The 13458-nt window shown below is 69.7% G+C and carries 13 protein-coding genes; 9 read left to right on the top strand and 4 right to left on the bottom strand.

Translation table 11 applies throughout. The annotated features are described in order from the left end of the window. Positions 1–45: 45 nt before the first annotated feature. On the bottom strand, positions 46–867 hold the full coding sequence (locus tag EV193_RS24965) for a biotin--[acetyl-CoA-carboxylase] ligase (protein WP_242613649.1): 822 nt from the start codon (positions 865–867) through the stop codon (positions 46–48). A gap of 123 nt (positions 868–990) precedes the next feature. Here EV193_RS24965 and EV193_RS24960 point away from each other — a divergent pair, with 123 nt between their 5' ends. The 4 genes from EV193_RS24960 (at position 991) to EV193_RS24945 (ending at position 5589) form a co-directional block, all read left to right on the top strand. Then, positions 991–2640, top strand: a complete 1650-nt coding sequence (locus tag EV193_RS24960; protein ID WP_130347070.1) for an acyl-CoA carboxylase subunit beta — start codon at positions 991–993, stop codon at positions 2638–2640. Next, entirely contained in the window at positions 2637–2858 is a 222-nt protein-coding gene (locus tag EV193_RS24955) for an acyl-CoA carboxylase subunit epsilon (RefSeq protein WP_130347068.1), read from the top strand. The genes EV193_RS24960 and EV193_RS24955 overlap by 4 nt, the downstream gene beginning before the upstream one ends. Positions 2859–3138: 280 nt before the next feature. Then, on the top strand, positions 3139–3600 hold the full coding sequence (locus EV193_RS24950) for a DUF1203 domain-containing protein (RefSeq protein WP_130347066.1): 462 nt from the start codon (positions 3139–3141) through the stop codon (positions 3598–3600). Positions 3601–3651: 51 nt separating this feature from the next. Further along, positions 3652–5589, top strand: a complete 1938-nt coding sequence (locus EV193_RS24945) for a Xaa-Pro dipeptidyl-peptidase (RefSeq protein WP_130347064.1) — start codon at positions 3652–3654, stop codon at positions 5587–5589. On the opposite strand, the gene EV193_RS24940 is transcribed toward EV193_RS24945, so the two are convergent. Continuing rightward, entirely contained in the window at positions 5590–7710 is a 2121-nt protein-coding gene (locus EV193_RS24940; protein WP_130347062.1) for a molybdopterin-dependent oxidoreductase, read from the bottom strand. A 58-nt stretch (positions 7711–7768) separates the two neighbouring features. Between EV193_RS24940 and EV193_RS24935 the strand changes: the two genes are divergently transcribed. From EV193_RS24935 to EV193_RS24930, 3 genes are all read left to right on the top strand, one after another. After that, on the top strand, positions 7769–8389 hold the full coding sequence (locus EV193_RS24935; protein WP_130347514.1) for a Maf family protein: 621 nt from the start codon (positions 7769–7771) through the stop codon (positions 8387–8389). Positions 8390–8457: 68 nt separating this feature from the next. After that, entirely contained in the window at positions 8458–8538 is an 81-nt protein-coding gene (locus EV193_RS34810; RefSeq protein WP_423202222.1) for a putative leader peptide, read from the top strand. A 49-nt stretch (positions 8539–8587) separates the two neighbouring features. Further along, on the top strand, positions 8588–9955 hold the full coding sequence (locus EV193_RS24930; protein WP_242613648.1) for a dicarboxylate/amino acid:cation symporter: 1368 nt from the start codon (positions 8588–8590) through the stop codon (positions 9953–9955). Positions 9956–9960: 5 nt separating this feature from the next. Here EV193_RS24930 and EV193_RS24925 read toward each other — a convergent pair whose 3' ends face one another. Beyond that, positions 9961–10638: a hypothetical protein gene (locus EV193_RS24925; RefSeq protein ID WP_130347058.1), complete on the bottom strand. Its 678-nt coding sequence runs from the start codon at positions 10636–10638 to the stop codon at positions 9961–9963. Positions 10639–10855: 217 nt separating this feature from the next. On the opposite strand from EV193_RS24925, the gene EV193_RS24920 reads away from it, so the two are divergent. Together EV193_RS24920 and EV193_RS24915 are read left to right on the top strand one after the other, a co-directional pair. Then, positions 10856–12652 carry an acetyl/propionyl/methylcrotonyl-CoA carboxylase subunit alpha gene (locus EV193_RS24920; RefSeq protein ID WP_130347056.1) on the top strand — a complete coding sequence of 599 codons (1797 nt, stop codon included), beginning with the start codon at positions 10856–10858 and terminating at the stop codon, positions 12650–12652. Positions 12653–12679: 27 nt separating this feature from the next. Beyond that, positions 12680–13150, top strand: coding sequence for a DUF1707 SHOCT-like domain-containing protein (locus EV193_RS24915; protein ID WP_130347054.1), 471 nt, complete (start codon positions 12680–12682; stop codon positions 13148–13150). A gap of 8 nt (positions 13151–13158) precedes the next feature. Here the strand turns inward: EV193_RS24915 and EV193_RS33500 are convergent, their stop codons facing one another. After that, the gene (locus tag EV193_RS33500) at positions 13159–13308 is read right to left on the bottom strand and encodes a hypothetical protein (RefSeq protein ID WP_165401495.1); all 150 of its coding nucleotides are present in this window, start codon (positions 13306–13308) and stop codon (positions 13159–13161) included. Between the last annotated feature and the right edge of the window lie 150 nt (positions 13309–13458).

Here is a 13458-nt window from a genome sequence, read left to right as displayed (position 1 = left end):
GAGTATGGACCCGTCGGCCGGTTCAGCGAACTCGGGGCACGATCTTCACCCGCTGTTGGCCCGCAGGTGGACGACGTCGCCGGCGGAGACCGTCTTCCTGGTGTCACCGGCGTCGAGAATCAGCTGGCCAGAGCCGTCCACGTCGGCGGCGACACCGGTGATCGCGGCGGCGTCCGGCAGCTCCACCCGCACCTCGGAACCCAGCGTCACGCAGCGCTCGCGGTACTCGTCCAGCAGGCCGGCGCGCTCGAGATCGCCGCCGCCGTGGCGCCACGCCAGCTCCAGCTCGGCGAACGCGGACAGCAGCGCCACCGCCACCTCGGTGCGATCGGTGTCGCGCGCGCCCTCGGCGGCCAGTGAGGTCGCGGGCAGCCCGCCCGCGCCGGCCGGCACCTCGGTACTCAGCGGCGTGACGTTCAGCCCGATCCCCACGACGACGGTGGTGGACGCCGGGTCCACCTCGGACAGCACGCCGGCGCACTTGGCGCGCGCCGGCCCGGCGAGCAGGTCGTTGGGCCACTTGAGTACGGCGTCCACGCCCAGCCCGGTAACCGTGCGGGCCAACGCCAGCCCGGCGACCAGAGACAACGTGCCCAGTTGCGACGGCGGGACGTCCACCGGCCGCAGCAGTACGGAGAGATAGAGGCCGGACCCGCGCGGCGACACCCACTCGCGCGATCGCCGGCCGCGGCCCGCCGTCTGTTCCTCGGCGATCAGCGCGGTGCGATCAGCCGCACCCCGCTGCGCCTCGGCCAGCAGATCGGCGTTGGTGGACCCGGTCGAGCCGACCACCTCCACCGCCGCGTACGCGGGCGACAACCGCCGCGCCAGCTCCAGTTGGTCAAGGGTGTTGCCGGTCCCGTCCACCCGCCCAGCCTAGAGACACCCGCCCACACGTGCCGACTCCACTTGATACGTACCTCACTAAGGGGCGTGACGTGGGCAACTGGGGCAGACCACTACGGGTTTCCGTAGCTACTCTGCCTCTCTATGAGCAGCGCGACGGAGCCACTCGGCCCGGTCCCCACCGAGGGAGAGGCCGAGCCGGACATCCACACCACGGCCGGCAAGCTCGCGGATTTGTACCGCCGCAACAACGAGGCGGTGCACGCCGGATCCGCCCGAGCGGTGGAGAAGCAGCACGCCAAGGGCAAGATGACCGCCCGCGAGCGGATCGACATGCTGCTCGACCCCGGTTCGTTCGTGGAGCTGGACGAGCTGGCCAGGCACCGCTCGATGAACTTCGGGCAAGAGAAGAACCGTCCGTACGGCGACGGCGTGGTCACCGGATACGGCACCGTCGACGGTCGCCCGATATGCGTGTTCTCCCAGGACGTGACCGTGTTCGGCGGCTCACTCGGCGAGGTCTACGGCGAGAAGATCGTCAAGGTGATGGACCTGGCGATCAAGACCGGCCGGCCGATCGTCGGCATCAACGAAGGCGGCGGCGCGCGCATCCAGGAAGGCGTGGTCTCCCTCGGCCTGTACGGCGAGATCTTCACCCGCAACGTGAAGGCCTCCGGCGTGATCCCGCAGATCTCGCTGATCATGGGCGCGAACGCCGGCGGGCACGTGTACTCCCCGGCGATCACCGACTTCGTGGTGATGGTCGACAAGACCTCGCACATGTTCATCACCGGCCCCGACGTGATCAAGACGGTCACCGGCGAGGAGGTGACCTTCGAGGAGCTCGGCGGCGCGCGCTCGCACAACACCAAGTCGGGCAACGCGCACTACATGGGCGCCGACGAACAGGACGCGATCTCCTACGTCAAGGAGCTGCTCAGCTTCCTGCCGTCCAACAACCTGTCCGAGGCGCCGGTATTCGACACCGAAGACACGGCCGACGCGTCCATCTCCGACGCGATCACCGAGACCGACCGCGAGCTGGACACGCTGATCCCGGACTCGGCGAACACCCCGTACGACATGCACGAGGTGATCACCCGGGTGCTCGACGACGGCGAGTTCCTCGAGGTGCACCCGCTGTTCGCACCGAACGTGGTGGTGGGCTTCGGCCGCGTCGAGGGCCACAGCGTCGGCATCGTGGCCAACCAGCCGACCCAGTTCGCCGGCTGCCTGGACATCGACGCGTCGGAGAAGGCCGCGCGGTTCGTGCGCACCTGCGACGCGTTCAACGTGCCGGTGCTGACGTTCGTGGACGTGCCCGGCTTCCTGCCCGGCACCGACCAGGAGTGGAACGGCATCATCCGGCGCGGCGCGAAGCTGATCTACGCCTACGCCGAGGCGACCGTCCCGCTGGTCACGGTGATCACCCGCAAGGCCTACGGCGGCGCGTACGACGTGATGGGCTCCAAGCACCTCGGCGCGGACGTCAACCTGGCCTGGCCGAGCGCGCAGATCGCGGTCATGGGCGCGCAGGGCGCGGCGAACATCGTGCACCGCAAGACGCTGGCGCAGGCGACCGAGGACGGCAAGGACGTCGAGGCGCTGCGCGCGGAGCTGATCCAGGAGTACGAGGACACGCTGTGCAACCCGTACGTGGCGGCCGAGCGCGGCTATGTCGACTCGGTGATCCCGCCGTCGTACACCCGCGGCTACGTGGCCCGCGCGCTGCGTCTGCTGCGCGACAAGCGGGAGACGCTGCCGCCCAAGAAGCACGGGAACATCCCGCTATGACCGACACACCCGAGCGGCCCCTGCTGCGCGTGGTCCGGGGAACACCGGACGACGCGGAGCTGGCCGCGCTGACCGCGGTGGTGGCCGGAATCGCGGCGAGCGGCCCGGCCGAGCCGGAAGAGAAGCCGCGCTCGACGTGGTCGGATCGCGCGGCCCACCTGCGCCGGCCGCAGCAGCACGGTCCGGGAGCGTGGCGGGCCTCTGGTCTACCCCGCTAGCACTCCCTTTGTGCGCTGAACGGGCCGTGAGTGTGACCGTGCCACCACGCACCTCCTGACGTGGATCACCCTCACGTTCTCTGCGGCCTGTTGATCACCCCTGACCTGCGCATTCTCCGCGGGCGCGGGACTTTAGCGGGCTAAAGTACGCGAAGGGGACTTGGTGCGGTGTCAAGTTCTGGGGCGGCACGGCGTTGTCCACGGCCGAAGCACCGCCGGTCGGAGAGCCACGTCTGATCGCCGCCAGCAGGAGGCCCTGCGGCGGGGCAGGCTCGACGGCATGACGAGGTTTCAGGTGCACGCGATCCCGCCGGCCGTACTCGATGAGGTGCGGGCGACCGGGCGCGACGTGTCCAGCAATCCGATCGTGCGGGTGACGGCCGACGGCGGTGAGCCGGTGCGCTGCTGCCTGAACGACGCGCGGCCCGGCGAGAAGCTGATCCTCTTCGGTTACGCTCCGCCGATCGACCCGGCGAGCCCGTACCGCGAGATCGGCGCGGTGTTCGCGCACGACGACGCGTGTGCGGGCACCTCGCACCAGGGTTATCCGTGTCCGTGGTACGGGCGGCGGCAGGTGCTGCGCAGCTATGACCAGCGCGGATGGATCGTCGATACGCGGGTGCACGACGGGTCCGATCCGGAGGCGATGATCGCCGAGTTGTTCGCCGACGCGTCCGCCGTCCAGGTGCACAGCCGCAACATCGGCCACGGCTGTTTCATGTTCGCCGTGACCAGAGCGTGAACCCGACTAAGGTCGCTGCCCTCGTGCGCGCTCGTGCGCTACGTTCCGGTGATGCGGACCAGTCTGCGCCGCCGCGGGCCTCTCGTCGTGCTCGCCGCGATCGCGCTTTCCCTTGGCTTGCTTGCGATTCCGACCACCGCGAGCGCCGCGCCGACCCAGGAGACGGCCGCGCGACCGTCCCAGCCGGTGCACGCCTACGCGGACGCGGTCAACGAGACCGTCTGGGTTGACACCGGGCAGCCGAACCCGGGCGGCGGCACCGTCCGGGTCGCCGCGGACATCGTGCGGCCGAAGACCGACGCCGCCACCAAGGTTCCGGTGATCATGGACGCCAGCCCGTACTACCACTGCTGCGGGCGCGGCAACGAGTCGCAGAAGAAGAACTACGACCAGCAGGGCCGGCCGGTCGGCTTCCCGCTGTTCTACGACAACTACTTCGTGCCGCGCGGATACGCCGTCGTGCTGGTCGACCTGTCCGGCTCGGCGCGGTCCACGGGCTGCTCCGACGTCGGCGGAAAGTTCGAGGTCGAGTCGGCCAAGAAGGTCATCGAGTGGCTCAACGGCAAGGCCAGCGGCTACTCCGCGCCGAGCGGCGGCACCGAGATGAAGGCCGACTGGTCCACCGGCGCCACCGGAATGATCGGCAAGTCGTGGGACGGCACGATCGCCAACGGCGTCGCGTCCACCGGCGTCGAGGGCCTGAAGACGATCGTGCCGATCGCGGCGATCAGCTCCTGGTACGACTATTACCGCTCGGCCGGCGTGCCGACCCGCGAGGACCCGCCGAGCGGCCTGGCCAGCCACGTCGACAACGACGCCGCGAACCGGAACTGCCAGCAGGTCTACCAGGAGATGGACTCCGGCGCGCCGAGCAACGGCGACGTCACTCCCGTGTGGACGGCGCGGAACTACGTCGAGACGGCCGCGAACGTCAAGGCCAGCGTGTTCGTGGTGCACGGCATCAACGACCTGAACGTGAAGTCCGGCCAGTTCGGCCAGTACTGGTCGGCACTGCCGGCCGGCACGCAGCGCAAGATCTGGCTGTCCCAGACCGGGCACGTGGACCCATTCGACTTCCGCCGCAAGGAGTGGGTGGACACGCTGCACCGCTGGTTCGACAAGCACCTGCTCGGCAAGAGCGTGGACACCGGCCCCGGCGCGACCATCGAACGCACGCCGGACCAGTGGGTGGACGAGCCGGAGTGGGCCGCGAACACCGTGACGCCGACGAAGCTGCACGGCACGCCGGGCAGCCAGGCCGGCCTCGGCACGCTGGGCACCGCCGCGCCGGCACCGGGCGCCGCCGCGACCGTGAAGGACAACCAGCAGCAGGACCACGAAGCCTGGGCCGCGTCGCCGGACCGGCCGGCGGCCAACCGCGCGCTGTTCACGACCGGCGCGCTGACCGAGGACGTGCGGGTCTCCGGCACGACCTCGATCACGGTGACCGTCACGCCCAACATCAAGGCGGCACGGCTCACCGCGGTGCTGGTCGACTACGGGCCGGCCACCACGCGCGACTACACGGGCGACAAGGAAGGCATCAAGGACCTGAGCACCCGCTCGAGCTGGGGTGAGGACCGCGAAGGTGACAGCGCGTCCTACGGCGACACGGCGGCCGACACCACGCAGGTGGACCGGGACGTGATCAGCCGAGGCTGGGCGGACCTCGGGCACTACAAGTCGCTGTCGCAGCGCGAAGATCTGCAGCCGGGCAAGGCGTACACGATGACGTTCAACCTGGCCACCACCGACCGCGTGATCCCGAAGGGCCACCAGCTCGCGCTGATCATCGGCGGCACGGACGCCGGCTGGATCAGCGGCGTGCCGGGCTCCCCGGAGCTGAAGTTCGACCTGGCCCGGTCCACGGTCAGCCTGCCGCTGATCGGCAAGCTGGACGGCGCCACGGCCGCACCGCTCGTCTCGACCCGCGGCCTGCCGACCCCGACATCGCCGCGCGACCTGCGGGCCGTCGAACGCTTCCGCTGATCAGGCTCCGGTGACGCTCACCGGCACTCCGTTGAGTGCGCTGGTGCCGGTGAGCGTGTCCAGGTACTCGGGGTCGGTCAGGTCGTTGATGCTCACGCCGTCCAGTTCGGTGGCCACCGCCATCCGCACGCCGCCGCGCCGCCCGTGACCGAACCCGTGCGGCAGGCTCACCACGCCGGGCATCACGTCGGTCGTGGCGAGTGCTTCGACCTCCACCTTGCCGACACGGGATGCGACCACCACGGTCTGCCCGTCGGTCAGCCCGCGCTCAGCCAGGTCGTCGGGGTGGATCAGCAGCTGGTGCCGGGGCCGGCCCTTGGTCAGCCGCGCCGAGTTGTGCATCCACGAGTTGTTGTCCCGCACGTGCCGGCGGCCGATCAGGCGCAGCTCGCCGTCCTGCCGCCGGCCGTCGAACAGCTCGGTGCGCACCCTGGCCAGGTCCGCCAGCAGCTCGGCCGGCGCGGCGTGCACGCGCTTGTCCTTGGTGTACAAGCGTTTCGGCAGCCTCGGCCGCAACGCACCGAGGTCCACGCCGTGCGGGTTGCGCCGCAGGGTGCGCAGTGACAGCCGGGGCGATCCGGCCCGCAGCGCCAGGTCGACCACCCTGGTCGGCGACACCCGCATCAGGAACGCCTCGCTGAGCCGCTTGGCCAGCTTCCGTGCGGGCACCCGCCGCCGGTACCGCCTGGTCACCTCGGTGAAGATCTCCCACTCGTGCTTGGTGCCCTCCGGCTTGGCGAACACGGCCGGCGAGAACTTCGCCGTGTCGCGCACCGCCAGCGCGTGGAACACCAGGTCGTAGTGATCGCGTTCGAGCGCGCTGGTCGGCGGCAGGATGATGTCCGCGTGCCGGGTGGTCTCGTTGACGTAGAAGTCGACGGCGACCATGAAGTCCAGCTCCCCCAACGCTTTGTCCAGCGCCACACCGTCCGGAGTGGACGCGACCGGGTTGCCGGCGACGGTCACCAGCGCGGAGATGCGCCCCTTGCCGGGCGTGCTGATCTCCTCGGCGAGTGCGGCCACCGGCAGTTCGCCGGCGAACTCGGGCAGCCCGCGCACGCGGCTGCGCCACACGTCGAAGTGGCCCTTGCCGATCACGCCGCGCCCGACGATGTCCACCGCCGGCGTGGTCAGCATCGTGCCGCCCGGCCGGTCCAGGTTCCCGGTCACGATGTTCATCAGCTGCACGGCCCACTGCGCGACACCGCCGAAGCGCTGGGTGGACAGCCCGACCCGGCCGTAGCAGGCGGCGGCCGGCGCGGTGGCGAACTCGCGCGCGATCCGGCGGATGTCGCCGGCCGGCACACCGGTCACCGAGGCCGCGCGATCGGGAGTGAAGTCGGCGACCGCCGCGCGCACCTCGGCCAGACCGTCCACATAGGACGCCGAGCTGACCAGTCCCTCGTCGAAGATCGTGTGCAGCATCGCCAGCAGCAGCACCGCGTCGGTCCCCGGCCGCACGAAGTGGTGTTCGTCGGCGATCTTCGCGGTCTCGGTACGACGAGGATCGAACACCACCATCCGCCCACCGCGATCGCGCAACTCCTTGCGGCGCTTGGCGAAGTCCGGCACGGTCATCAGGCTTCCGTTGGACGCCATGGGGTTCGCGCCGAGCACGAGCAGGTATTCGGTGCGGTCGATGTCCGGGATCGGCAGCAGGAACTGGTGCCCGTACATCAGCATCGCCACGAACTGGTGCGGCAACTGGTCGACCGAGGTCGCGGAGAACCGGTTCCTGGTTCCCAACGACTTGAGGAACAGCCCCACGCCGTGCGTCATCGCGCCGAGGCTGTGCACGTTCGGGTTGCCCAGGTAGGCGGCGACGGCGTTCGCGCCGTGCTCCTTCCTGGTCTCCGCGAGCCGCTCGGCGACCTCGTCGAACGCCTCGTCCCAGCCGATCTCCACCCAGCCGTCGGCGGTGCGGCGCACGGGTTTGCGCAGCCGGTCGGAATCGCCGTACAGGTCGCCGAGCGCCACCGCCTTGGGGCAGATGTGCCCACGGGACAACGGGTCCGCCGCGTCACCCCGGATCGACACCACGTCGGTGCCCGAGACGGTGATCTCCAACCCGCACATCGCCTCGCACAGGTTGCACGTGCCGTACTTCGTGGTGGGAGCCATGTCCTCGATACTCCCCCGCGCATCTCACGGCCACAAGGACACGGCTATCGTGCGACGCGTGCGCCTGATCCTCGCCTCCGCCTCACCGGCAAGGCTCAACCTGCTGCGTGCCGCCGGGGTCGAACCCGAGGTGCGGGTGTCCGGTGTGGACGAGGAGGCGATCGAGGCGTCGCTGACCGACCCCGCGCCGGAGGACGTGGTGACCGCGCTGGCCGACGCCAAGGCGCGGGCCGTCGCCGGCGGGGTGACCGACGGCGTGATCGTCGGCTGCGACTCGATGTTCCTGTTCGACGGCGCCCTGGTCGGCAAGCCGCGCACCGTCGAGGTGGCCCGCGAGCGGTGGCTGCGCATGTCCGGCGCCACCGGTGAGTTGCTCACCGGGCACGCGGTGCTGCGCGTCGAGGGCTCGACGGTGGTCAAGTCCGCCGTCGGCACCATGCGCACGACCGTCCACTTCGGAGAGGTCAGCGAGGCCGAGTTGGACGCCTACCTGGCGACCGGCGAGCCGCTGGCCGTGGCCGGCGCGTTCACCCTGGACGGGCTGGGCGGGTGGTTCGTGGCCGGTGTCCAGGGCGATCCGTCCAGCGTGGTCGGGATCAGCCTGCCGCTGACCCGCCGCCTGCTCGCCGAGGTCGGGGTCCGTGTCGTGGACCTGTGGTCCCAGCAGGTGTCCACATAGCGAGACGGCGAGCACATTCATCCTTCTGGGGGAAGGGTTCAGACCACTCCGAGGTTAGATACTCGGTGATGAGGTGCCCTCGCGTTCTCCTGACCGAGCGCCTGCATGTCGATCTCCGACGGCAGGCCAGCTCGCTGTGTGCACGCTGACCCGCCGCCCTCTTTTCACGTCTTTCCCTTGCATCCCAAGGAGTTCCCTGTGTCCACCGCGACGACCAATCCGGCGAGACGGCCGGGCTCACGCCGCAACCTGATCTTCGGACTGTCCGTGCTCGCCGGCCTGGTGATCGGCGCGATCCTCGGCTTCATCGCCAAGGACACCGGATCGGAGTGGCTCACCACCACGCTCGACACCATCGGCACGGTCTTCACCAACCTGCTGCAGTTCACCGTGATCCCGCTGGTATTCACCGCGATCGTGGTGGGCATCAACAGCCTGCGCAGGCTCGGCGGCGCGCGCACCGCGGCCCGGCTCGGCGGCAAGACGCTGATGTGGTTCGGCCTCACCTCGCTGATCGCCGTACTCATCGGCATCACGATCGGCCTGATCACCGACCTCGGCACGGGCGTGCAGGTCACGCCGTCCAAGTCCAATGTGGACAAGATCGCCGCCCGCGAGCACGGCTCCTGGTCGGCGTTCCTCGAGGGCCTCGTGCCGGACAACGTGTTCAGCGCGTTCACCGAGGGCAAGATCCTGCAGGTCGTGTTCATCGCGCTGCTGGTCGGCGCGGCCACCTTCGCGCTCGGCGAGCGCGCCGCGCCGTTCGTGAACTTCAACCGCTCGGCGTTCGACGTGATCCAGAAGGTGCTGCACTGGGTGATCCTGCTCGCCCCGATCGGCGTGCTCGGCCTGATCGGCACCGCGTTCGCCAGCTACGGCAACCAGTTCCTCAAGCCGCTGCTGTCGCTGATCGTCGCGGTGTACGTGGGCACCCTGATCGTGCTGCTGATCGTGTACCCGATCCTGTTGCGCACGATCGGCAAGGTGAGCCCGCGGATCTTCTTCGCCAAGGCGTGGACGGCGCTGCAGTTCGCGTTCGTGTCCCGGTCCTCCGGTGCCACGCTGCCGCTGAGCCGACAGACCGCGGTCAACCTGGGCGTGGACCCCGGGTACGCCGGTTTCGCCGTGCCGCTGGGCACCACGACGAAGATGGACGGCTGCGCCGCGGTCTACCCCGCGATCGCCACGATCTTCATCGCGAACCTGTTCGGCGTCGGGCTGTCGATCGCCGACTACTTCCTGATCGTGCTGGTCGCCGTGTTCGGCGCGCTGGCCACGGCCGGTACCACGGGCTGGTTCACCATGCTCACGCTGACCCTGGGCGCGGTCGACCTGCCGGCGCCGGTGATCGCCACCGGCCTCGCCATCGTGATCGGCATCGACCCGATCCTGGACATGATCCGCACCGCCACGAACGTGGCCGGGCAGATCGCCATCCCGGTGGTCGTCGCCCGAGGTGAAGGCCTGATCGACGACGAGGTGCTGGCCACCCCGACCGGCCCGCCGCTGCTGTCCGACGACGGCGAGACGGCCACGCCCAAAGATAAGGAGCCGGCCACCGTCTGACCGGCTCAGTCGCAGGGTTTGAGCTGTACCGGGGTGGGCTTCACGGAGGGCCACCCCGGCAGCTGGGTCAGCCGGGTGAAGGTGCGGGTACAGCCGAGTTCCTGCCCGTCCAGGCCGTAGACCTGGGCGAATACGGGTGCGCCCGTACAGCGGCTGCGGGTGCCGCAGTCGTGCTGCACGGTGACCACGTCGGGGGTGCCGTCGCCGCGCACGTCGGTGAGGCCGAGGTAGTCGGCGTCGGAGAAGTACGGCTGCGCCTGCCCGTTCCAGCTTCCGGACCGGCCGACCACCACCTCGCCGACCCGCCCGCCCTCGCCGGTACCGCTGACCAGGCACGCCGAGATGGACAGCGACAGGCATTGCAGCGACTGGTTGGTGAGCACGACGCCCCGGTTGGTGATGGTGATCTCGACCAGGCTGGACGACGACGAGCCGTTGATCTTCAGCCGGCCGGAGCGCCCGCCGTTGTCCGCGATCAGCTCGACGCTGCCGCCCGGCACCGGCACCGTGGTGAGCGTCTGGCACGGCTCGACCCGGCAGCCGTTGTCACCCTCCACCGGCACCGACGGCGGCGCGTCGGCGACCGGCGGTGTCCCGGAGTCGGCCGAACGGGCACGCAGAGCCGCCGCACCGGCCATGGCACCGCCCGCGACCAGCGCGGACAGCACGACGGCCACGATCACCGAGCGCGGTGTACGGCCTGACCGCTCGAGTGGCACTGTGATCAACCTCCCTCCGACCCGTTGACGATACCGAGCAACCCTCACCCCAGTGAGGCGTCGAACGGCCCCTAACGTGAGGCGTCTCTCGGTTCACAGTTGGCTACCACTACGTAAACTGCCTCGAAGCCCAGCAGCGCGCCCGGTACGTAGGGCGTTCAGAGCCGTAGGAGGAGAAGGCGTGGCCGAGTCGGCGAACGCGCGGGGGCTCACCTCGTTGCGCAAGGTGCTCATCGCCAACCGCGGGGAGATCGCGGTTCGGGTCATCAGGGCCTGTCGGGACGCTGGGCTCGCCAGCGTGGCGGTCTACGCCGATCCGGACCGGGACGCGCCGTTCGTGCGCCTGGCCGACGAGGCGTTCTCGCTGGGCGGCAGCACGGCGGCCGACAGCTATCTGGTGTTCGACAAGCTGCTCGACGTGGCCAGGCGGTCCGGCGCGGACGCCGTGCACCCTGGCTACGGGTTCCTGTCCGAGAACGCGGAGTTCGCGCAGGCCGTACTGGACGCCGGGCTGACCTGGATCGGCCCGAAGCCGCAGGCCATTCGCGACCTTGGCGACAAGGTGACCGCGCGGCACATCGCGATGCGCGCCGGCGCGCCACTGGTGCCCGGCACGAAGGAGCCGGTGTCCGGTGCGCAGGAGATCGTCGCGTTCGCCGAGGAGCACGGGCTGCCCGTGGCGATCAAGGCGGCGTTCGGCGGCGGCGGACGCGGTCTGAAGGTGGCGCGCACGATCGAGGAGATCCCGGAGCTGTTCGACTCGGCGGCGCGCGAGGCGGTGTCCGCGTTCGGGCGCGGCGAGTGCTTCGTGGAGCGGTATCTGGACAAGCCGCGGCACGTCGAGGCGCAGGTGCTGGCCGACCAGCACGGCAACGTCGTGGTCGTCGGGACGCGCGACTGCTCGCTGCAGCGGCGGCACCAGAAGCTGGTCGAGGAGGCGCCGGCGCCCTATCTCACGGCGGAGCAGCGGGACACGATCCACTCCTCGGCGAGGGCGATCTGCGCGGAGGCCGGCTACTCGGGTGCCGGCACGGTGGAGTTCCTGGTCGGCACGGACGGCACCATCTCCTTCCTCGAGGTCAACACGCGCCTGCAGGTCGAGCACCCGGTGTCGGAGGAGACGACCGGGATCGACCTGGTGCGCGAGCAGTTCCGGATCGCCGACGGCCAGAAGCTGCGGTTCGACTCGGACCCGGAGCCGCGCGGCCACTCGATCGAGTTCCGGATCAACGGCGAGGACGCCGGACGTAACTTCCTGCCAGCGCCCGGCACGGTGGTCACCTACGTGACGCCGGACGGCCCCGGCGTGCGGGTGGACGGCGGTGTCGAGGCCGGCACCGTGATCGGCGGCCAGTTCGACTCGCTGCTGGCGAAGTTGATCGTGACCGGTGAGAACCGCGCCGAGGCGCTGGCCCGGTCGCGGCGCGCGCTCGCGGAGTTCCAGGTGGACGGCATGGCCACGGTGCTGCCGTTTCACCGGGTGATCGTGGACGACCCGGCGTTCATCGGCGGCGAGAACGGGTTCTCGGTGCATACGCGGTGGATCGAGACGGAGTTCGACAACACGATCGAGCCGTTCACCGGTGGCGCCGACGCGGAGACCGAGGACGACGAGCGGCAGAACGTGGTCGTCGAGGTCGGCGGCCGGCGGATGGAGGTGTCGCTGCCGGCGAACCTGGCGGCGGCCGCCGGTGGTGTCGGGACGGCGAAGGCCAACAAGCCCCGCAAGCGCGCCGGTGGCAAGAGCACCGCGGCGGCGTCCGGTGACGCGGTGACCGCACCGATGCAGGGCACCATCGTGAAGATCGCCGTCGAGGACGGCCAGCAGGTCGAGGCGGGCGAGCTGATCGTGGTGCTCGAGGCGATGAAGATGGAGAACCCGGTCAACGCGCACAAGTCCGGCACGGTCACCGGCCTGTCCGTGGAGATCGGCGCGACCGTCAGCCAGGGTGCCGCCCTGCTCGAGATCAAGGACTAGCTCCGAAACGGCCGTAGTATCGGAAGAGTGAACGAGCGGCCGGGTGACGAGATCCGGATCAGCGACGCCGAGCGTGAGGACGCGGTGCGGGCGCTGGGCGAACACATGAGTTCCGGGCGGCTCGACCTGGAGGAGTACGGCGAGCGCACGGCGAAGGTGTCGACCGTGCGCACCCGCGGCGAACTGTTGGAGCTGTTCTCCGATCTGCCCGACCCGCGCCCGCGCTTCGACGCGCTGCCGGCGCGCAAGTCGTCGGTGGCGGCACCACGATCCAATCCGGCAGAGCGGTGGGATGACCGGCCGGTCGCGCACCGCGCCTACGCCGCACTCGTTCCGCTGTCCGGCGTGCTGGCAGTGGTGCTGTTCTTCACCGTCGTGAAGGTGTGGCTGATCTTCCTGCTGCCCGTGCTCGTGATCCTGATCGGCGGCGCGCTGTTCGGCGACGACTGGCGCGAGGAGCGCAAGCGCTACGGCCACGACTGGGGCGGCCACCGCTGATTCGCCGTTCACACGGCGATGTGGATCGTATTTCGGATCGGCTTGCGCGTCGGATCTACCCATGCAGGCGGGATGTAGTAGGGGATCCCATCGCGCATGACGATTTCCCAGTCTTGTTCGTGAACGGTGGTGTGGTGGTATCGGCAGAGCAAGGTCATGAGTTCTGCCGAGGTTATTCCGCCGTCGATCCAGTGGATGATGTGGTGTGCGTCGGTCCATTCTGGTCAATACCACTAAGTTAAGCTTTGTTGGTTCCATGGAATGTTGAACACGCCGCGTTAAATTGACTGGTATGGGTGGTCTGGTTA

This window comes from Herbihabitans rhizosphaerae, assembly GCF_004216555.1.
Taxonomy (GTDB): Bacteria; Actinomycetota; Actinomycetes; order Mycobacteriales; family Pseudonocardiaceae; genus Herbihabitans; species Herbihabitans rhizosphaerae.
Note: the sequence above shows the minus strand (reverse complement) of the source record. Positions and strands in the feature narration are given on the sequence as shown.